Annotated in this window: 12 protein-coding genes and 3 pseudogenes; 5 read left to right on the forward strand and 10 right to left on the reverse strand. The window is 60.3% G+C overall.

The genetic code is table 11. The features are described from left to right. Positions 1 to 1,410 precede the first annotated feature (1,410 nt). The 3 genes from QTI66_RS00005 to QTI66_RS00015 form a co-directional block, all read right to left on the reverse strand. Entirely contained in the window at positions 1,411 to 2,817 is a 1,407-nt protein-coding gene (locus QTI66_RS00005) for a toll/interleukin-1 receptor domain-containing protein (RefSeq protein WP_286556590.1), read from the reverse strand. Positions 2,818 to 2,847: 30 nt separating this feature from the next. Continuing rightward, positions 2,848 to 3,861 carry a hypothetical protein gene (locus QTI66_RS00010; protein WP_286556591.1) on the reverse strand — a complete coding sequence of 338 codons (1,014 nt, stop codon included), beginning with the start codon at positions 3,859 to 3,861 and terminating at the stop codon, positions 2,848 to 2,850. A 399-nt stretch (positions 3,862 to 4,260) separates the two neighbouring features. Beyond that, positions 4,261 to 7,707: an SMP-30/gluconolactonase/LRE family protein gene (locus tag QTI66_RS00015; RefSeq protein WP_286556592.1), complete on the reverse strand. Its 3,447-nt coding sequence runs from the start codon at positions 7,705 to 7,707 to the stop codon at positions 4,261 to 4,263. 648 nt (positions 7,708 to 8,355) lie between these two features. Here QTI66_RS00015 and QTI66_RS39520 point away from each other — a divergent pair. Both QTI66_RS39520 and QTI66_RS00020 read left to right on the forward strand, forming a co-directional pair. Further along, positions 8,356 to 8,643 (forward strand): helix-turn-helix domain-containing protein, encoded by a 288-nt coding sequence (locus QTI66_RS39520; protein WP_353506170.1) that lies wholly within the window; start codon positions 8,356 to 8,358, stop codon positions 8,641 to 8,643. A 1-nt stretch (position 8,644) separates the two neighbouring features. Continuing rightward, positions 8,645 to 9,514: an IS630 family transposase gene (locus tag QTI66_RS00020; RefSeq protein WP_353506180.1), complete on the forward strand. Its 870-nt coding sequence runs from the start codon at positions 8,645 to 8,647 to the stop codon at positions 9,512 to 9,514. 17 nt (positions 9,515 to 9,531) lie between these two features. On the opposite strand, the gene QTI66_RS00025 is transcribed toward QTI66_RS00020, so the two are convergent. The 6 genes and pseudogenes from QTI66_RS00025 to QTI66_RS00045 form a co-directional block, all read right to left on the reverse strand. Further along, entirely contained in the window at positions 9,532 to 9,945 is a 414-nt protein-coding gene (locus QTI66_RS00025) for an ABC transporter substrate binding protein (protein WP_353506171.1), read from the reverse strand. Between the two features lie 70 nt (positions 9,946 to 10,015). After that, positions 10,016 to 10,339: pseudogene (locus QTI66_RS39525) on the reverse strand (ABC transporter substrate binding protein); the annotation flags it as partial. Beyond that, positions 10,290 to 10,475, reverse strand: a pseudogene (locus QTI66_RS00030) (IS3 family transposase); the annotation flags it as partial. The pseudogenes QTI66_RS39525 and QTI66_RS00030, both read right to left, overlap by 50 nt. A 92-nt stretch (positions 10,476 to 10,567) precedes the next feature. Next, a pseudogene (locus tag QTI66_RS00035) lies at positions 10,568 to 10,815 on the reverse strand (IS6 family transposase); the annotation flags it as partial. An 89-nt stretch (positions 10,816 to 10,904) separates the two neighbouring features. Next, complete coding sequence (locus QTI66_RS00040) at positions 10,905 to 12,929, reverse strand: caspase family protein (protein ID WP_286556595.1); 2,025 nt, start codon at positions 12,927 to 12,929, stop codon at positions 10,905 to 10,907. A gap of 7 nt (positions 12,930 to 12,936) precedes the next feature. Beyond that, positions 12,937 to 15,420 carry a hypothetical protein gene (locus QTI66_RS00045; protein ID WP_286556597.1) on the reverse strand — a complete coding sequence of 828 codons (2,484 nt, stop codon included), beginning with the start codon at positions 15,418 to 15,420 and terminating at the stop codon, positions 12,937 to 12,939. A gap of 539 nt (positions 15,421 to 15,959) precedes the next feature. Between QTI66_RS00045 and QTI66_RS00050 the strand changes: the two genes are divergently transcribed. Further along, on the forward strand, positions 15,960 to 17,864 hold the full coding sequence (locus QTI66_RS00050) for a histidine kinase (protein WP_286556598.1): 1,905 nt from the start codon (positions 15,960 to 15,962) through the stop codon (positions 17,862 to 17,864). Continuing rightward, complete coding sequence (locus tag QTI66_RS00055; protein ID WP_286556599.1) at positions 17,851 to 18,618, forward strand: LytR/AlgR family response regulator transcription factor; 768 nt, start codon at positions 17,851 to 17,853, stop codon at positions 18,616 to 18,618. The genes QTI66_RS00050 and QTI66_RS00055 overlap by 14 nt, the downstream gene beginning before the upstream one ends. A 370-nt stretch (positions 18,619 to 18,988) precedes the next feature. Here QTI66_RS00055 and QTI66_RS00060 read toward each other — a convergent pair whose 3' ends face one another. Further along, complete coding sequence (locus QTI66_RS00060) at positions 18,989 to 19,597, reverse strand: SMP-30/gluconolactonase/LRE family protein (RefSeq protein WP_286556600.1); 609 nt, start codon at positions 19,595 to 19,597, stop codon at positions 18,989 to 18,991. Between the two features lie 304 nt (positions 19,598 to 19,901). Between QTI66_RS00060 and QTI66_RS00065 the strand changes: the two genes are divergently transcribed. Beyond that, the gene (locus tag QTI66_RS00065; RefSeq protein WP_286556601.1) at positions 19,902 to 20,702 is read left to right on the forward strand and encodes a class I SAM-dependent methyltransferase; all 801 of its coding nucleotides are present in this window, start codon (positions 19,902 to 19,904) and stop codon (positions 20,700 to 20,702) included. Positions 20,703 to 20,884 lie beyond the last annotated feature (182 nt).

The following is a 20,884-nucleotide window of genomic DNA, read 5'->3' on the forward strand; positions in this document are numbered from 1 at the left end:
CCCCGCGTACAGTTTCATGTCGGCCTCCTTCAATGTGGACCATCGGTTGAACTGGAATCCAAACGATAGCCCCGTGAACGGAGGCCGACCTCGTGGGCTAGATGTTTATCAAGTTTTGAGGTACAGCTGTCGAACACCACAAAAGGCGGTTAAGTCAGGTGTCAGTCACTGCCGCCGTTCGCTTTGAAACCTCGAACAGCCGCAACCAGTCTTGAAGCGACTTTGTTGTTATGGTTGCGACATGAGTCGGCCACGATTGCACGATTGGCCGGCACGGACATGCGCAGGCAATGACTGCGGCCCAGTGACCGGTGAGGTACGACCGAGGGCAACCTCGCTCCGTTGGGGTTTTCAGATGTGGGCGCTGAGCAGACCTATGCCAGCGCCCAAAAGAAGCAAAAGCGCATTCGTTGCTTGCTTGATCTCTCTCGCAAAGAACTCGACAGTCACGGATCGTAGGCTGCTGTTGGACGAGCCAAAGTGGTTGTCGCCCTTGGAGAAGTTAGGTTCGATAACGCCCGGTTATCGAACCTAACCGAAGACGACCGAATGGGCGCAAACCACACTGAGCGCCCCTCGACGGGCCACGCGCGCGTATGCAATTGCAGATGTGGCTCAGCCGTCAAGGAGGCGAGGGCGGGACAACGCGCAGAAGAAGTGATGCAAACTTCGCGTAGGCAGAAGTTGATGCGTATACGTGCAGCGCGGTGATCAAAGCGAAAATTTGAGCACCGGGGCAACTTCAAAGTGTTCACGTCCAATGTATTGATGCCCCAAACCGATGACTTCACAATCTCGTCATGACGATGACCGAACCCGGACGGCTGAGTGACGACAATCTGCTCGAACGCGCGCAACCAGTTGCGCCTGTTGGCTTTGCGTGGCCATCTCGATGCGCGCGGCCCAGCCCATGCTCACGAGCGCGAAGTCCGACGCCGATTTGGCAATGGAACGACGATGAACGCGGCGCTGGAGTCTGCACCGCGCAAGCGGCCGTTTTGGCGGTTCTGGTAGCAGCTTCAGGCGACAAGACAATTGCGATCGCAAAACACTGAATCCTCAGCTTGGCGCGTCGACGGCCGATTCTTGTCGCTCCAGGCGAAGAAGACCTCTGTGTCAACGACCGGTCCGAAGGAACTGCAGTCGTAGCCCGGCTGCATCCCATGGCAACCTCGCTATCGGAGAGTCAAAAGACTGGAAAGACTGCTCTCTTGGCCGCCGAATTGGAGGTCAGGGCCCGTTGCGGTCCTTCGCTTCCGCGATTTCGCCGCCCGCAAGCAGCCGCTCAACGTTCGAGGTGAGGCGGGACCGACGGCAGGGCGCCAGGCTCGCGAGGCGCAACATCTGACTGCGCGCCTCGCCGGCTTGGTGCCCTGCTGTTGGGCCTTGCCTCGATCGAGAGGTCAGGCGTCATCTGCGTGATGACAATGGCGATAAAGCGCTTCGGACAACTTGAAGTCCGGTCTCATTGGTGGAGAGCTGAACGTCGGCTGAACGAACAGTCAGTGTTTGCCCAAGATAATCAAACTGAAGGGCGTCAAACGCAAGCCCTCGCCGCGCATCGGTTAATTCTTGGGCCATTTCTCGCATCGCGTTCTTGCTCCGCTCATCGGGAGATCCACTTAACAGGGTAGCATGATTAAAAATATCTCCTCCAAAAAGCCGCAACGAGTTCATTTTCCATCCATCTGGCCGCAAGCTGAGCGAAAGAGTGGAATGCTCCAGATCGTGCTTGTTGAGTTGATGATTGTTAGCAGTCAGCGCTTCGCCGGAAAATCGGCGTACTACTAGCAGTAGTATCCGGGATTCAGAGGGATTCCAAAGCAAGCGGTTTTCATCCAGCCACAACGTGCGCACATCCGCCGTATCGCTTAAGCCTATATGCAACTTGAGATCTGGAGTTCGGTTGTCAGGGCTGCACGGGGGGCTGTCCGAACCCATCTTGGCGTTGGGTGCTTCTCGCCAGCAGAGGAAGAGATCCGCGATAGTCACGCTTGCGAGCGAATCAAGGAGCGCGGCGCGAGTATCTGTGGGCCAGAGCGTGGAAGATGGAAGTACGGCGTAGGTTCCGTCGTAGCGGCGAAGAACCCCGTGCGGCAGTGTATGTCGTTCACTCAAGGCCGCAGGCAATTGGCGTTCAAGCTTGCTTCGGTACTCGGCGATTCCATCCACCCGCTCGTCGATCTTCAGAGTCAGCCGTACCTCAAGGAAGTTGATCGGCATAAACGACTGCTGCACGGCTATCGAAACTGTGCGTTGCTCATTCGCAATCGTGTCGAGGCTGAAATAGGTCTTTGCCAGAACGGCCAGGGTGCTCAGCGCGGCCAAGACACCGAACAACGGGAGCGCTTGCTCCCGGAGGAATGCCGCAATTCTTTGCCCGAGAGTAAAATGAGTTGGAATCAGTTCCTCGATTCGCCTCAGTAAGCTGTACACGACCGGATCGTCGCGCTCGCCCTTCCAGCCAGATAGATCTGTCGCTTGGTTTCTATTGAACGGAGTGGCAATATCGACTCCGTCAATTTTCACTGGTGCGTATACGCCCCGCGCAATGGCTTGGGATGCCTCGTGTTGGACCCACGGGGATTGCATAGCAGCTTCCGACCAGATTACTACTATGCAACCAGCGGCGAGAATCGCAGCATCAATGTCGCCGTGCCACTCCTTGCCGCACTGAATGTCTTCCTGCCACCAAACGCTGTAGTCAAACTCGAGTAGCACCTTTCTGAGCTGCGCCGCTAGATTGCGCTGCTCGGACTTGAAGCTTATGAACACTTGCCGGCCTTGTTGTCGACGTGTCAGTGAGAAGACGTTCATGTGATCGGCAGAGTTAAATGACGCCTAACGTTAAAGTTCAGGTGCGACCGTAGGCCGGCACCTGGAACGACCTGTCTGCTCACGTTGCTTGACGAGGTCTGTGGCAGTACGAATTGCCGGGAGCATCAGCGGCAGCAGTGTGACTTCATCTCGCTCATCAAAGTAGAAGATCGCACCTGTTCTTCGATACGGCGGTAGGTGAAGGCCCAGCTCAGAAAATGTGGAGCGTGACCTTTCCCAATAGCTTTCCAGATCAACTCTCTCGAACTGCGCAAGACGCAAACCTCTGTCTGCAGCAAGCGAAATCAGTCGCAACCCCATGTGCCCAAAGGTTTCAACGGCAGCGATGTCGGCCAACGTGGGATCCTCCGAGATGGTGGGAGAAACTCTGGTTACATACCCGAAGCCCGGCATTATGAAGAGAGTGCGTTGGAGTAGCCTGGAATTAACTATGTGTTCCAATTCCCAACGAACCCCGGGTTGGTCGAGTGGGGTTACATATATTAACTCCGCTCGCTCGACCAGAACCCGAATGGCTTCGCGCCAATTACTCTCGTCTTGGAGTTTGATCCTTGCGGCACCAAGTGGAGCTAGGTCGCCTGCCACAGACAACAATAGCCGATTCGGCAGGTTGATCCTAGTAATTCCGACTTCTAAATCTCTCAGCATCAAGTCTAGATTTCGAAGGTACCCACCTGTCATTATCGATATGAGTTTCCAGAGAACAGTCGCGTCGGTCAGTATTTGACCCGTCACAAAGAGTGGGCGAAGGTAGAGTGAAAATGCCGGAGCAAGTTTAATCAACTCGTCAAGTTGTTTTGTGCTTGTCTCAGACAACGACTTGGAAAGCGTGCGCAACCTGTTGTTTGCTCTTCGCCACAGAAGAGTTGCTACGCCGGCAGCAGGCAAGGCAATCAAGATCGAGCCAAGCTGCACAACGTAAGTCGGGACAAAGAAGGATAGCGCTGTTGCAATGACGCTGTAAGCAAATAGAGCTGTCACTAGCCTCGACGTCACTGTGATCGTCAGATTGAGACGATTCATGCGATCGCGCAACAACATTGGACTTGGATCAGCCACGATGCGATCGAAGTTGAGGCGCCTAACGTGTTATGGCGAGACAGCCGCTGCCGCGTAATGCAGGCCGCTGCTACATAAAAACACTGGGCCTGCCGAGCGTAAGTGCGTGTCCCATCTCGTCTTCCTTTTCGTTGACTGTGTTTTCATATGGGGTATCCTATTAGCTCCAGTGAGCCCTACCGGACCCTGTTCGTTCAACATCTGATCGCTCGAGGTTCGCTACCCAATCGGCAAGGCAGCACCCGGCCAGTTCCGGTCGGTCGCCAAGGGCAGCTTCTTGGCATCTCGCCCGGCCGTGCTCGCGCCGAAGGCAGCGAGGAGGTAGGTGACCGCAGTGGCCGAGCGACCCGGGCCGCGCGTAGGTCACCCGCTGGTATCGCCTGGCGCATCGACCTCCGCCGGCCGCACCAACAAGATCTTCCTCCGATCCGCCGAGCGTTGAAGTGCGCCTTGCAACAGCCCGCGCTCGCCCGGGTCCTTCTGCGCAAAGATCCATAGTTCCTTCACGTTGTGGTCTGCGAGCAAATCGGCCAAGAAGCTCCATAGGGCCTCCTGATCGTCACGCCGCAGCCGGAACATCTTGTCCTCATCGATGCGCGCGACCAGTTGTGTCAGCGTCGGCGTGTCGTCGGCGAGCGAGCTCGCCGCGAGGAAGGCGCGCATCTGGTCGTGGCGGAACTCCCAGGATCCGCCGACCCGGCGTATCACGCGCACACCGTCGCTTGACAAGGTTGCGGCGACCCCCTCACCGAGCGCCTGCCCCGCGTCGAGCGAGAACTCGCGCCGCCCTTCAACAATCAGCTTCGCCGCAAGGCGTCGCAGCGGTAGCAGGTCCAGCGGCTCTCCGTCGCCGCGCGTGGCCTTGTCCAGTACCGCACGGTAGAGCCCTATCCTGCCGTCCGGCATCGGCGTGCCCGCCGGATCGTTGCGGGCCAAGTCTGCCACCAGCCGAAGGTCGTAGCCTGAAGTGATCGCGACGCTTGGTTCCGACGCGAGACGCCGTTCCAGCACGCTACCGGCCTCGTCTCCGAGCCACAACCGCAGCAGCGCCGCGCGCTGCTCGCCGATGTCCGCTGGCAAGCGCCAGAGGGCCCATCCCTCGCCAGCAGCCGACTGGGAGGTCGCGATCAGCTTCACGTGGGCGTACTGGCGCGCGAACGCGGCAATGGCGTCATTGCGATCGGCTTCGTTCGTACCGTCGAGTGCGAGGGCAATGTGCCCGGCACGCAACATGGCCTTGAGGGTGCCGGCGTCTTCCACCACGACGCCGAATTGCTCGAATCGCCGACGGACGGCTTCCACCACCCAGCTCTCCGGACTTTTCGGGTCGGGGGGATCGATCGCCGCGTAGTGCCGGACCGGCAGCATGACCAGGATAAAGCCGTGCTTGCGGGCGGCATCCGCCAGCGTTGCATGGTCTGGATCGTCGTAGTAGGCCCGCTCCCACGCCGCGAAGACGGTGCTCTTGCCCATGCCGGTGCGCCCCTGAAGCCACACACGCCGTCCGGAGGAGAGTTCGCCGAGCAGAGCCGAGGCGGCCACCGCCTGGCCTTCAACCCCCTTTGCCGGTGGATCGAGGAATACGGGCCTCCGGTCCGCCATCGACTGACGGACGTTCTGGAACCACGGTTCGAATACCCAGCGCTGCACCGCCGGTGCATGGCGCAGCAGGAAGAAGGGCCAGGTCAACAGCTTCGCGCCCCAAGCCGGATCCATCAGCATGCGAAGCGTCGCCAGTGATCGGTGCGAGATCCACATCAGCGCCGCAAAGAGCACAATGTATGCGATGACAAGACAGGCGAGGATCCACTGCCAGGCGGCGACCAAGCGATCGAAAATTGTCGGGCCCGCGAGCGTGAAGCTGACGGGTTGGCCGACCAGTATTCCGGCCTGACGCAGTTCGAGCGTCCACTCACCGGGCTTGTCAAACGTCGCAGCGGCCGCGAGTTCGACGACGTCCGGACCCGACATCGGCCCATCCGCGCGCCGAATGCGCGCAGATTGTGTCGCGTCGTTGCCATCGCCGCGTCGGGACACGACCAGACTCAGGCCGATCTCATCGGCTACAGGTGCACAGGGGTGGCGAAAACGCAAGCGGACTTCGCGTGGATCGCTTTGCGGAACCCACTCGCCGAACTTCGCGAGAGGTTTGACCCCGGCGTTGTGAATTGGAACCGCGGGGATTTCATAAGGGAGTCCGGGGCCGGCGATGATCAGCGCCCCGCCCCCGGGCAGGGCGTGAATTTTTTCCACGATGCCCGAGTTCGCAAGCCTGCCGGCAGGCACCAGCTCGAGCGAGACCGCATCGAACCGGGACCACTCGCCATCCCCGCGGATCAACATCCCGCCTCCTGGCAGGTCGTACATGCCGGTCACCGTCTGCGCCTTGCCGGCCGGGACCAACTCGCGCGACACTGCATCGTATCGGAACAACCCCTTAGAAGCACCGACCAGTACCCCGCCTCCGGGCAGGTCGCGCATGCCACTCACCAGACCCGTCTCCGCCTTTCCCGCAGGCCCTACCTTGACTAGCTCGCGCGACCCTGTGTCGAATCGGAACAACCCTTCGTAAGTCCCGACTAGCACTCCGCCCCCGGGCAGGAGGCGGATGTCCGTCACAACGTCCGTGTCCGCCTGGCCGGCAGGTTCTACTTTGACTAGCTCGCGCGACGCTGTGTCGAAGCGGAACAACCCTTTGGCCCCGACTAACACTCCGCCCCCGGGCAGGTCGCGCATGACCATCACAACGCCCGTGTCCGCCTTGCCGGCAGGCACCAGCTCGAGCGACACAGCATCGAATCGGAACCACCCGCGCTCCGTTCGGATCAGCATCCCGCCTCCGGGCAGATCGCGGATGTCGTACACAGCGCCCGTTTCCGCCTTGCCGGCAGGCATCATCTCGAGCGACGCCGCATCGAATCGGAACCACCCGCGCTCCGCACCGATCAGAGCACCGACTCCAGGCAGGCTGCGCATAATGAAAACCTTGCCCATGTCCGCCTTGCCGACAGGCACCACCTCGCGCGACGCCGCATCGAACCGGAACCACCCGCGCTCTGCATAAATCAGCGCCCCTCCTCCGGGCAGGTCGCGTATGGCGGATACATAGCCATTAAGCATCCTGCCTCCGGGAATGGGCAAGAAAAACACAGGGCCCGTCTCCGCCTTGCCGGCAGGCACCGCTTCTCGCGACGCCGCATCGAATCGGAACCACCCGCGCTCTGCATGGATCAGCGTCCCGCCTCCGGGCAGATCGTGGATGTCGTAGACAGCGCCCGTGTCCGCCTTGCCGGCAGGCACCACCTCGCGCGACGCCGCATCGAACCGGAACAACCCGCGCTCCGCACCGATTAGCACCACCCCTCCGGGCAGGTCGCGCATGTTCACCACATAGCCCGTCTCCGCCTTGCCGACAGGCACCACCTCGCGCGACGCCGCATCGAACCGGAACAACCCGCGCCGAGAACCGATTAGCACCCCCCCTCCGGGCAGGTCGTGCATGGCGAACACAGGGTCCGCGACGTCGGTAGGCACCACCCTCCGCGACGCTGCGTCAAACCGGTACACCCCGTCTTGCGTACCGATCAGTACCCCGCTTGGCAGGTCGCGCATCAGCACCCCGTCTAGTCGGGGCCCGAGCTTGCGGATCAAGTGGTAAGGGCCGGCAGGCAATACGCAGGCGAATGACTCCATGCTGGCCGGAGCGCTCGCGCCCGATACACGAAACGCGACGCACGCCGCGGCGAGACACAGGACCAGGAGCCGGATCCTCGCCAGGCGGGTAACAACGCGAGCCTTTTTCTTGCCCACTAGATGATCCTGTTCCTTGTCGGCGCATCAACCTGCTGCGTCCCGCGTTGCCTATCCTGATGGAGAAGACTCGCGAGGACAAGTGCGCAAAGGCCCACCGTTGGCCCTGCTCGGCCGATTTCACTGGTGCTTGCCTGGCCGCGGTCAACCACAAGGACGGGCTCTCGATTGACGGGTCTGGCCGCCCCAAGCACTGAAGGGGCGTTTGAACGCCTTGTTCGCCGACTTTGCGAGTCGCCAAATGTCGGCTTTGTGGATGCGAATTCGGTTGTTGAGTGGCGCTGATGGGCCCGTTGCCGACGTACACGGCGCGAAATTCTGCGTCTGAAAGCCGCCATTCGCTAAAGCCAGGACGACTGACTTGCCGAGGGACGACCGCCCGATGCGTCGCTATCGTTGGGCCGCTGCGTCAATTCGCCTCGCGTTACGCTGCGCCCAATTGCGAACCGTTTGACGGATGTTCACTCAATTACTTCATCCGCACGCAACAGCAGCGATTGTGGGATCGTGAGACCGAGCGTTTTTGCGGTCTTGAGGTTAACGATCAGCCGAAACTTAGTAGGCAATTTTATAAATACAGACACGTATTTATTTGATAAATGTGAGCGCATATGGCATCTTTATGCACCCCTTCGAGGAGGTTTGCATATGCCAAGGAAGAGTCCGTTCGCTATCGAGTTGTCTGAGGACGAGTCGGTCGAGTTGAGTCGCCGTGCGAGCAGATATACGTTGCCGTATTTCGAGGTGGTTCGAGCCAAGATGATCTTGATGGCCGCCAACGGCCTGGATAACGATGAGATTGCCGCGCGGCTGGACACCCGGCGCGAGGTGGTCAGTCAGTGGCGCCAGCGCTTTTTCAGGGAGCGATTGGCGGGCCTCGAAGAGAGAGCCCGCCCGGGACGCCCTCGGGTCTTTCCCCCCAGAGCTCACGGTTGAAATCAAGGCGCTCGCCTGCGAGTTGCCGGCGACCTTGGGCTTGCCGCTGTCACGCCTGAGTGTGGCCGACATAGCGCAACACGCGCAGCGCTCGGGCTTGGTCGCGCGTATCAGCGACAGCACGGTCTGGCGTTGGCTGCACGAGGATGCGATTCGCCCTTGGCAGCACCGATGCTGGATCTTTCCACGCGACCCGCACTTCCAAGTCAAGGCCGGACGCATCCTGGACTTGTACGAGCGACGCTGGCAAGGGCGGGCGCTGCGCCTGGACGAGTTCGTCATCTCCACCGACGAGAAGACCAGCATTCAAGCCCGGCTACGCAAGCATCCGAGCCTGCCGACCGCGCCCGGCGAGTCGATGCGCGTGGAGCACGAGTACGCGCGTGGTGGCGCGTGGGCGTACATGGCAGCGTTGGACGTGCATCGCGCCAAGGTGTTCGGCCGCTGTGAAGCGACCACCGGCATCGCGCCTTTCGAGCGGCTCGTCGATCAGGTCATGAGCCAAGCGCCTTACAACACCGCGCGGCGCGTTTTCTGGGTCATGGACAACGGTTCCTCACATCGTGGCGATGCGTCCGTGCAGCGCCTGACGCATGCCCACCCCCGACTGGTTCCGGTGCATGGCCCCGTACACGCCAGTTGGCTCAACCAGATCGAGATCTACTTCTCCATCGTGCAGCGCAAGGTGCTCACCCCGAATGACTTCCCTTGCCTGCAGGCGGTCGCTCAGCGGCTGGCGGACTTCGAGCGCTACTTCGAGAGCATTGCGCGCCCCTTCGAGTGGAAATTCACTCGAGCCGATCTCAATGCCCTGATCGCTCGAATGCGAGATCGGTGGGCGCAGAGCCAACCACTGAAGTTGGCCGCTTGACGAATACGTGTGTGAATTTATGGAACGGGGTACTTAGTCGGCCGTTCGATCGGTAAATCACCGGCATGTGCTCCCTTGAGAATCTTGTCAATTTGTGCAATCGAGCGCCGACCCAGGTCATCGAGATCGGCCCCGTACGTCAGGAGAAAGCCCGCCTGTGCCATCAGCGGGAACTCGCTAATCGACGGCAGCCCATCTGCCGCGGCGAGCGCTGCGAGCCGCGAGCGGTGGCTCACGGCGAGGTTGGTAGCGATCACGGCGAGGGCCTTGGCATGGCCCCGGCGCGCGAGGCTGAAGACCGCGTCGAAGTCGTCCGGCCCTCGGGCTTCGAGGTATTGGAGCTGAAGCCCTAGCCTCTGGGCGGCTGCTTCCATACCCTCCTTGAACTTTTTGTCCGCGTTGTCCGGGTAGAACTCCGTGAACACCGCCACGCGGCGCGTATTGGGGAACTGCCTCCTTCAATATTTCGAGCCGCTTCAAATCAAGTTCAGGAAAGGTGACGGTCATTCCAGTGATGTTGCCTCCGGGGTGCGCGAGGCTTTCGGCCCAGCCGTCCCGGACCGGGTCGCTGCCGGAAATCGTCACGATAGGAATGGAGCTGGTCGCCTTGCTCGCAGCCTCACGCGGCCCCGGGCCTCCGGCAAGAATGACGTCGACCTTTAGCTGCACGAGCTCGGCGGCCTGCGCCGCAAGCCGATCAGGCTGACTGTCCGCGTAGCGCCGCTCAACGTGGATGTTCCTTCCTTCGACATATCCGAGTTCACGCAAGCCTTGCAACGGCGAGCTTCTTCTGCTCGTGCGAATACTTCGACTTGGTGCGCACATAGGACGCTGGCAAATCGAGACATCGCTCGTACTCCAGATGCCAGCTCTTGAGGGAGTTCTTTGTCGGATAGCCCAATTGACAAATGGTCGCCGCGGCGCGCTTGCCCAGCTTGATGAAGAGCTCGACTGCTCGGATGCGATCGTCGTATGACTACATGAACTACCTCCAAAGGTAGTCCAAAATTTCTGCCGCACCTCCAGTGGCTCAGTTTTCGGTCGGCGCCAACACTTCACATAGGTCTCGTCGACGCGCCAGGATCGACCGGCCGCGCGTGCGAATCGATTCCAGCGCTTCTCGAACTCCGGCACGAATCGTTGCACCCAGCGCATGATCGTCGTGTGAGCCAGGTCCAGGCCGCGCTCGGCCATCATCTCCACCAGGTCACGCAAGCTCAATTTGAAGCGCAGGTACCAGCGAACGCACAGCACGATGATTTCGCGCTCGAAGTGCCGACCTCTTTGAACAGTTCGTCCATGCTCTGCAGCCTCTGGGCCATCGATCTGCCTTCAGTTCAAAAGTCCGGTAGCCTACCGCAAGCCAAACTTTGCACCAGAGCCATACGTCTTACCTTTTTGGAAACTCGATCAGTTCCTGCCGGTCGTATTGCTCGATCCCTCCGTTCGCAAGGCGAACCTTGGTCTCGTGGGCAATGTCGGCGTCCACGCCCGGGGCTATCCAGATGTCGCGCTCCAGCGCAGCGCCCCGCTGCATGTTGAAGCCACGCGCTTCGATCTTGTAGGTATCGAACTGACCGGCGGGAACGGTCACGGTCTCTTTTCCCACTACCTTCAGCTGGTACTTGAAGGTGTAGGAGCGGCCGCCTTCGCGTGACTGGCGAAACATGGTCGTCCACCTCTTTCCGACATACAGCTCGGCCGGATAGAACTGGCGGGGACTTTCCATCGCTCCTCGCAGGTTCTTCACCACGTTGCCCATGCCGTCGGACACAAAGGCGCCGCCGTTGTACGTGACCTCGTCCTTCTGCGGATCGATCGCTGTCACTCGCATCTCAAGAGGTGTTGCCACGCTGTTGAAGCGATTGATGACCTGGTACTTGAACACATCGCCGACCTGGAAGTGCCGGATGTATTCGTACGAGCCGTGGTACATGGGCGTGGCGGGGACCGTGAGATCCTGCGATGCATAGGCATCGACGGCAGCGGTGACCACTGCCGCGGATGCGACTGGCGCTGCAGTCTTTGGCGCTACAGTTTTGTGCGCTGAAATCGGGGGCGCGATTGCCTTGGGGGTAGGAGTGACAGGCGGCGCCGCCGCCACAACGATCTCGCTTGATGATGAAAGATCAATCGGGGTTTGTTTCGTTGACGGCTCGGGACTGACAGCCAACGCAGCTGCAGCTGCCTGGGGCGACGCTATCGGGGCCGGGGACGTCGGCGCTGTCACGTCCGCAAGAACAGCGGGGGCCAGCGTTGGTGGTAGCGGCGCTGCCATCGGTGATGGCACAGCAATGGAGGCAGGAAATTGTTGCGAAGTCGTCGTTGTTTGCGTCTGCTCCTGCGCGTCGCCGGCGCGCAAGACGGACATCGCCCCGGGTGCCGAGGCCAACACCATCGTTTGTGCGGACGGGGCGGTGCTGGCCAACTCAGGCACATGCAACTGAGCAAGGCGGGGTCGTGGCGCCTGTTCGCGCAGCATGGTATTTAGTCGAGACAGCGCCAGTTCGCTCACGTTGCCACTCGGATACGCTCGCAGGAACGCCGCCAAAGCATCGACGCTATTGGCACTCTTCGCGGTGTGCCAGGCGGCGATCTCTCGGTCGAGCAATTCCTCCAGTTGAGCGTTCGACAACTCCGCGCGACGCGGCTGCGGGAAGATGTAGATGTCCTCTTCAAGCGACGTGCTCTCCCATGGGATCTGGCGGCCGCGCGAAGCCAACCGCACGCCCAGTCGCACCCGTTTGAACGCGTCCTCTACACGCGTCCCCTTGACTGACAACTCGCTCAGAAGGTACTGCGTGTAAAGGCCATTGCGGCCACTTCCGTCGCTGGCTACGCGCCCAGGGCCGGTGGCATAGGCGAGCAGGCTACCGGCTGGCGCGTCGTACTGGCTCAGGCCCTTGGCCACAGGACGATAGGCTGAGCCGAAGGGATCGTTTCGGCATGCGTCAAGGATCATGAGGAAATTGCGATCCCGCGTGCGTGCCATCTCAGTCGTGAGTTCAGACAGGTCGACCGCCATGTCGGCCACGTCGTCGCCCGATTGAACGTTTGCATCGACTGGAATGAGGAAGTTGCGCCACGACTGCTGAGCGCCGTGGCCGGCGTAGTAAAACACTGCGAACTTGGTGCGCTTGTTCTTGATCGTCTCTCCAAAATCCTGCAGTAGTTCCAGAAGCTGGGTGCGGGTGGTGTTGATCCCAAGCTCTACCTGGAAGCCTGCCTGCTTTAGTAGCTCGGCGACGTCCCGTGCGTCGTTCTTCGGGTTGTCCAATTCCGCCGTCCGATAGGAGGAGTTGCCAATCACCAGCGCCACGCGTTCGGCGCCGGCAGCGGATGCATCCTGCGGGGAAAGTGTGCCGACGGCAAGCATGCCGCCGGTCAACCACAGTCCAATGACCAGGCGCTTCATGGCAAGCTCAATGCCAAGACTTGTAGCTATAGACGCCAAAGCCTGCCTGCGTCGCACCGATGCCGATCTGTCGGACGGTCGAGACAGCCAAATCCGGTACGGTCACTGCCCCGCTGTCTGTGCATGACGTGCCCACCGTGGCACTGGTCGGGCGCGTATCGGTGGCTACGTCCATATTGATGATGCTTTGCGGTGGATCCGAGCTCGGGTTCGACCCATATATGAACGCAGTGTCCACGGGGGCGGCGCCGACGGTGTTCAACCAGTTCAAGGTAAAACTGCAGCCGCCAGGGGAAGGTGCCGTCACCAACGCACTGGAGGGATCGAGGGAGTTTCGCTCTACCCTGCCCCAGTAGTCGGGAGGCATTGTGGGCGCGGCGATTCGGATTGCCTCCACCGTGAGGGGCGCATTGGCAGTGTTAGAACCGTACAAGGTGATCGTGTATCTGGCAAAGGCCTGCATCTTCGAAAAGTCCATCTGCGGCGTATCGGCGTTGGTGGGATCTGACCCGTTCCAAACGCCAGGAGGCACTGAACTCAAGGCGAAAGTTGGGGCATAGTTGGAATTGACAACGGGCACAGGACGGCGACCGTCAAAAATGCTGCTTTTCAGGGAAGGTGTGAGGTACCGCGCGCCTGCGGTCGTGGATGTGGAGAACCATAAACCGCCGGGTGGTAGGCCCGGGCCGCGAACGTTCGCCATCTTCAGAGCATCATCATTTAGTGGGAGCGCCCAGGTGCGAGTGTTAACGTTAAACACCAACGGTGAAATTTTGATTTCCAGCATGGTTGACAACTTTTTGCCCGGCTTGGAAGTAAACGCCGGATCCATCTGCTGCTCAAAAACGTAGGCCGGCCGTATCGAGATGTCGAAGCGCCTCTGATTGCCACCCAGAACCCAGTTGCCGGCTTTGGATCTGATGTTGGTGCGCAAGAAGGTCATGATTGCCGTGTACTGAATGGGCGTGGCTCGGCCGCCGGCGAGCTTGCCTGTACGGGGCTGTGTCACTGTGAATTGGACCACGGTGCTTTCGGGTTCAATTACAAAGCCCAACTCGTCGTCCTGCGGGATATGTGCGAGGACAACCGGATTGCTCAAGGTGCTTCCCTGCACCGCAGAAAGATCCGATTCGCTGTACAGCGTTCGGTAGGCCTCAGGCAAGTCCTTGCCGTTGTCCCGGAATGTCTTTGCCACCAAGCGCGTGCCATCAGCATCGACACAGTCCGCATCGGCGCCACGCGCTGCGGAAGGCAACGCAAAGCAGCGATTCATCTCAGTCATCCACGCATCAATCTTTGCGAACGTCAGCGAGTCGCTGCCGCGCTCACCATCTGGGACGGCGACTTCAGCGGTCGACAGCGGGGCAGCCCTCGTTATGAAGGTAGGTGCTATGGCGCCTCCCCCAGAGGGGTCGCCGCTCGCCCGGGTGGCTGGAAGCGGAATCAGCTTAGCGCGAAGCTGCGTCTCGCCAGTCTGTGGGGCACGCGTGTGGCTGACAGATTCGATCACCGCGTCCACGCCCGTCCCATCATATTCGTAAACCGACTTCACCGGATCGAACTTACTAGTGTCGGCGATGCCGGCCTTGCCGAGCGCATCCGCTATCGACGTGACGAGATCGGACTTGGCCTGGGCAAGCTTGATGGGGTCGATGCTCGATCCGTTGAAGGGCAGATCAGTGCGACCGCCAATTACGTCCGAGATGATCTTGTCGGTCATTGGGTTGATGTTGACCCAAATCGCCTTGCCGCTCTCGGCACCTTGCTCGGTCGCACTCGACAGCACATAGCCGCCAGCGTCCTTGGTTCGCAGGACCAACGGCGGCACAAAGACGGTGGTGTTGTACTTGAGCAGGAACCTGCCGGTGCTGTCGGTTTTTCCGCTAACAGAGTGGCCCTTTGAATCGGTCATCGACACCGTCACGTTGCCCAGCGGCGAGCCGTCGCCCGCCGCACCCGCTGCGCCGCCGTCGCCACTCGAATCACCGCCCGCGGCTTGCGGATACGTGGCAGCGAATTGTTCGAGTTCGATCGGGCCCGGGGCGGCGATCAGGTTCGTCGTCGTGCCGGCTATGCCAGTCGTCGCAGAGACAGTCGGCACGGAGGCATCCTCGCTCGGGGCTGACAATCCGGGCCCGACGGCCGCTGCGGTGAGGTCCGCAGGGATGCCGCCGCCGCCGCCACCACACGCAGCGATGGAGGCCGAGGCGAAGAGCGCAGCGACCTGAGCCAGCCTTTGGGCTTTTGTGCGGGGGCAAGACTTTGCCACATTGTCGGCTGTGACGATCGTTGCATCATCTGTCCACCCCAGATTGATGCCAAAGTCCTGACGCTCGAACTGAGAATGTTCCTTTGTACTGTCGTTCTTCATGGGGTAATTCCGCTTCGGAAGTTCTCCAAAATTTGACTTTGACAAGACCCCTGTGCGTTCATTGAGGGTTCCGAATTTCCATGGCCGAAAGCTTTCGGCGAGATCGATTTCGTTTGTCATACTGAGCTCCTTTGGTGGGCGTCAATGGAGAATCGAGAAAGCGAAGGCGATGATCCTCGAGGTCTTCATGTCTAACTCCTTTCCATGGCTTTGGGATGTTGTGACCGGTCTTGAGGCTCTGTTCACCCAGTCAAGCCGAAGAGCTACTCAGGGGGTCAATCACTGCACCTACCGGTGTGATTTGCAGTGATGTGCAGCGCAGGTTAAGTTCGAGGCGTGGCCAAGGCCAGCGCGATGCGATGGGCTCGGTACATCACTTCGCCAAGGCGAAAATCGGCGTTTCGTCCGGCGCGGATAGAGCGAACCAAGTTTCGAACGCTTGTCGGCCGCAGGCCGCGCTGGTGCCTCGAATTGCCGCTTTCGTCGCATTCAATGCGCGATTAGGATGGGTCGGCTTGATCATTCGGGGTTGACACCCTTGTGATGCGATGCAGCGGCTTAGATTGTTGCCAACTTCCCCCAGCTACTGGCGCCGCGTGCGTGGCGATCTGAGCGTGGGCGCCCTAGGGGTCGGTGCGGGACTGGCCGTGCTAATTTCAATGAAGGTGCTGTTCCAGCCACACCTCTTCGAACTGTGGGGTCTAGCGAATGTTGCACTTGCCTGGGGTCTCTTTTTTGCTGAGTCCGCGGCGATCGGCAGCGCATTGATCGTCGGGGTCGCAATGGTCGACCATGCTTCGCTTGGGCACCCGGCGCTTCGCATCGCCGGGCTGGCTGTCGCCCTCGTGTTGCCCGCTCAGGTGCTAGAGTGGGTGTTTGCATGGGGCTTTTCGGGAAATTGGGTCCCGGCGTCGCTGATGTCCGTGATTGGCGAAGGCATGAAGTTCAGCTTGCTTGGCGCACTCCTACTCGGTGCGCGCACGATGCACCGGCGCATGCAGCGGGTGAGCGCCGACGCCATGGCGGCCCAAGCGGCGGGGGTCGAACTTGAGCGTCAGGCTGAGCAGGCCCAACTGCAACTACTGCAAGCGCAGATCGAGCCCCATTTCTTGTTCAACACCTTGGCCAATGTGCGGCGGCTTTATCGCAAGCAGCCTGCAGCTGGCGCTGAAGCAATTGCCGATCTCTTGGTCTACCTGCGCGCAGCGTTGCCACAACTGCGTCGCCCGGTTTCAACGCTGGGCGAGGAGTTCGAACTTGTGCGGTCGTATCTGAAGCTCTTTAAGATGCGGATGGGACCGCGGCTGCAATATGCGCTGGATCTGCCGCCGCCACTTCGTAACGTTGCCTTCCCGACGACGGCACTTGTGACGCTGGTCGAAAACGCGGTCAAGCATGGACTCTCGCCGGCCGACTCGGGCGGGATGATCCATGTCGGTGCGACCCGTAATGAGCAGCAGCTCGAGGTGACGGTCATTGACGACGGGGTTGGTTTTTGCACCGGAACCAGCGGCAGTGGGCTTGGCCTCGTTAATATCCGCCGCCAATTGCAGGCGCGTTTTGGGGATTCCGCGCAACTCACGCTGGAGCAAGCTGATGGCTGCGGCGTGTGCGCTCGCATCATCATTCCAAGGAATTCGCGCGCTCACATGATGGTGTTTGGGATGAACAAGACAAACAGCATGCGTGCCAGCACCTCGATGGTCGAAATTCAGCGCTACAAGGCGGGAGTCTGGCTCGCCTGCACCTTGGCGCTGGTGCTCGGGTGCGGTTTCGCTTCGGCCATTCTGTCGTCGTTCACTTGGCCTCACCCCCCGGCGGCGCACGCTCCGGCGGCGACTCGAATCGGCTCATTCTCCTCTTTGGAGAATTGGCTCAGGTACTTCTGGAGCGACATCGTTGTCGGTATGCTGGCCGTCGTGATTGCGAATCGGTGGCGTGCGCGCGATCGCGAAATTGAGAATCTCACAACGGCGCAGGAAATGAGCCGCGTTGCCCGCCAGCGCCTGGTACAGACTCGGCTATTGTCGATCCAGACCCGGATCGATCCGCAACTCGTCTTCGACATGCTCGCTACCGTGAAGCGGTTCTACGAGTGCGATGCGGCGCGCGCTGAGCGTCTGCTCGACGACCTGACAGCCTTCCTGCGGGCTGCGCTTCGTCGACTTCGAAGTGAGCGCTCTTCGCTGGAAGTGGAATTCGACTTAATCGAAGCCTATGCACAGCTGCTGCGAATAGGGCTCGGTCGACAGATTTCGCTTCGGGTCGGCCTACCGGACGCTTTGAAAGATACAAATATTTCGCCGGCCCTGCTCTTGCCGCTAATAACGCACATTCTTGAAAGCAGCGGCCCTGAGGTAAGCATCGAATTGGCCGCTGTGAAACGCAGAGAAGACGCAACCTGCGTGCGGGTGCTTTTTACCGCCCGCCTGAACCAGCAAGAACTCGAGAGCATGCGCGCTGCTCTAGTCGAGCTATATGGGAATCGGGCCGATATGCGCCTGCAATGCGGTGACGGACCACACTGCACGGTGGAGTTGGAGGTGCCTTATGAGCACGGATGAACCCGCCTTGAGCGCATCACCCACGGGCCTGATCGCCGAGGACGAGCCCCTTCTCGCCGAGGAATTGGCGGAGCACCTCGCTGTGCTGTGGCCGGAGTTGCGCTTGGTGGCACGGGTCGGCGACGGCGTAGCGGCGTTGCATGCGATCGAGAAGCAACGTCCGGACGTCGCCTTCCTAGACATCGAGATGCCGCTCCTCTCCGGCCTCGACGTCGCGCGGCAGATCGCCGGAAGGTGTCACGTGGTGTTCATCACAGCCTACGACCAGCACGCACTCGGCGCATTCGAAGCCGGCGCAATCGACTATGTGATGAAGCCGCTGTCCTATTCTCGGCTGGTGACGACCGTAGGTCGCCTTAAGGTGCGCATCCTGCAGCGTGCACCCGACCTGTCGCGCGTCGTCGCGACGCCGACGCCTGTTCAAGGTGGACATCTGCAATGGGTCCGCGTATCACGCGGCGCTACGGTCCGCTTGATCACGGTGGACGAGATCTGCTACTTCAAGGCCGACAGCAAATACACCCTCGTCGTCACCAAGGACGCCGAATCGCTAATCCGAAAGAGCATCAAGGAACTCGCCGATGAACTCGATCCGGACACGTTCTGGCAGATCCATCGCGCGGTTCTAGTCAATGTGCACGCCATCGACAGTGTGTTTCGTGACGGCAGCGGGGGTCTTTCTGTTCGACTCAAGCAACGCCCCGAGACCTTATCGGTAAGCGAACAGCATCACCATCTTTTCAGGCAGATGTAGGGGCGTGAACCGCACCCGGTTTCGAGTAGCCTGTTGGCTTGAGTAAAACGAGAGCGCGCCAAAGTGGGGGCGACGCTGCTTCCTGGGCAGCTCCCATCGAGAGTCTGCACAAGGTGCCGGGACGCTGGCGCTGCGCCCGGGATGTTTCGAATCGCCTCAAGCTTGGCTGGCTGCTGGCAACTCGCCGGAATTTAAGGGGCATAGGCTTCGGACTTGGCACCCTGCTTCTTCAGATCTAGTTTGAAGGCGCGTCCATTCTTCCAGTCGGAGATACAGCACGCCCGCTGCGGCGCGTGCCAGACCGTCGCCTCCACCAAACCCGTCAGCGACCTTTTCGACGGCGCCTTTCGCCAGGTTCACCCTCAGCAGCTCACCGCTGGCGATGTCGACCACGAGCAATGTTCCGGGGCGCTCGAAAAGAAGGCCATTCGCTCTTGATGCCGGCGTTCTGCGCTTCTGAAATGACCAACGACACCTTGCGGGCCGGCGTGATCTTGAAGATGGCGCCCTTGCCGCCTTTTTCGATGTCGCCGCTGTCCGAGACGTAGAGGTTGCCGCTGCCGTCGGCGACGAGGTCATTGAGAAACAGCGGTGGCTGAGGGAAGTCCTCTGCCTTGACAAATACCAAGGCCTTGCCCTGCTTGTCTATTCTCCAGATTCGATTCTTATCGGCGGCATAGATGACGTTCTTGACAACAGCCAATCCCTTCGGATCGTCCAGTCCCTTCGCAAACGGCTCGGCGTTGCCCGACTTGCTGACAACACGGACTTGGCCGTCGCCGTCCTTTCCGAACTCCCCGATCTCGGAAACATAGAGCCGACCGTTGGTGCCGACGAGCGCCGACTCGGGAACAGCAAGATCTTTGACGGCCCGCATTTCATCAGCCCATACCGGAAGCACTGCGGCGAGGAGCGCCGTCACCGTGAGAAGTGCGCGTAGCGGCATGTTGCTTGGCTTCGTGCGGTTGAATCGAGACATGGCGCGCCGTTTTATCTGACGTCATGCATCGCCATTGCTTCGTGCAATGGGCAGTGTAAGTTTCAACGGCTCACTTGGGCAGCCCCACCGCGCATCAAACTGCCAGTGGCGCGCGGCACGTTGTGATGGCGCCCGAAGGCGTCTTTTGCCGCGCCGGCCCGTGCCTCGGCCGCGAGCGCACGGAGTCCGTCGCAGAAAGCCGGCGCAAAGCGTAAAATCGATCAGCGTTCGCCGGATGTCAGAAGCGCTATGCGTTAGACCACTAACGCGCCTTCAGCTGAGCGAAACGAGAGCGAGCGATCTGATGACCACCAGCCGCGGCGTTCGTCGAAGAGAATCGTTTGACCAGGTCGCGCAGCTGTATGACGGCGCGCGACCAGGCTACCCGCAGGGTTTGATCCACGACCTCGTGGACTTCACGGCACTTCGTGAGGGACATCGGGTGCTGGAGATTGGTTGTGGCACAGGTCAACTCACAGCGCCGTTGGGGGAGCTTGGGGCTGCTCTGGTGGCCGTGGAGCTTGGTTCGAACCTCGCTGCTATCGCCCGCCAGAAGCTTTCACGTTTCGGACATGCTGAGGTCGTAGTTGCCGATTTCGATCAGTGGATCCTTCCGGACACGCCATTCGACCTGGTCGTAGCCGCGACCGCTTTTCACTGGCTCGATCCCGCCACCCGGATACACAAGTGCGCGGACGCCTTGCGGCCGGGCGGCACTTTGGCGGTCATCGAAACGCATTGGGGGGTTCGTCTCGGCGACGATCCATTCTCTGCGGAAAGCCAGTCATGTTACGAGCGCTGGGATCCCGGTCACGATCCCGCATTCCAGCCCCCAACACTCGAGAGCCTGTTAGATGAGCGAGATGACCTTGCAAGCTCACAGCTCTTCGCCGAGATCACGCATCGGCGTTATCGCTGCGACCGAGAGTACAACGTTGCTCAGTACTGCGACCTGCTTGGTACCTTCTCGAACATTCTGGCCTTTGATGAGCCGATCCGTGCCGGCTTCCTCGCTTGCATAGCTGACCTTATTCAGTACAGGTTCGGGGGCAAGATTGTTCGGAACGACTTGTACGACCTGTGGCTGGCGCGGACCTCCGCGTGACTGGAGCCAGAAATGGATGTGGCTTGGCAAGGCAAGGCCCACGCTGTACTAGTGCGCCTGGAGTCGATCTGTGACGCGATTGACGCTGGAACTTCTCCTGTAAGGTCGAAAGTGACATGCAACGCAGGTTAGCTCGATGCGTCGCCGAGGCCAGCGCCATGCGATGAACTCGGTGGATCGCG

This window comes from Variovorax brevis (assembly GCF_030317105.1).
Lineage (GTDB): Bacteria > Pseudomonadota > Gammaproteobacteria > Burkholderiales > Burkholderiaceae_C > Variovorax > Variovorax brevis.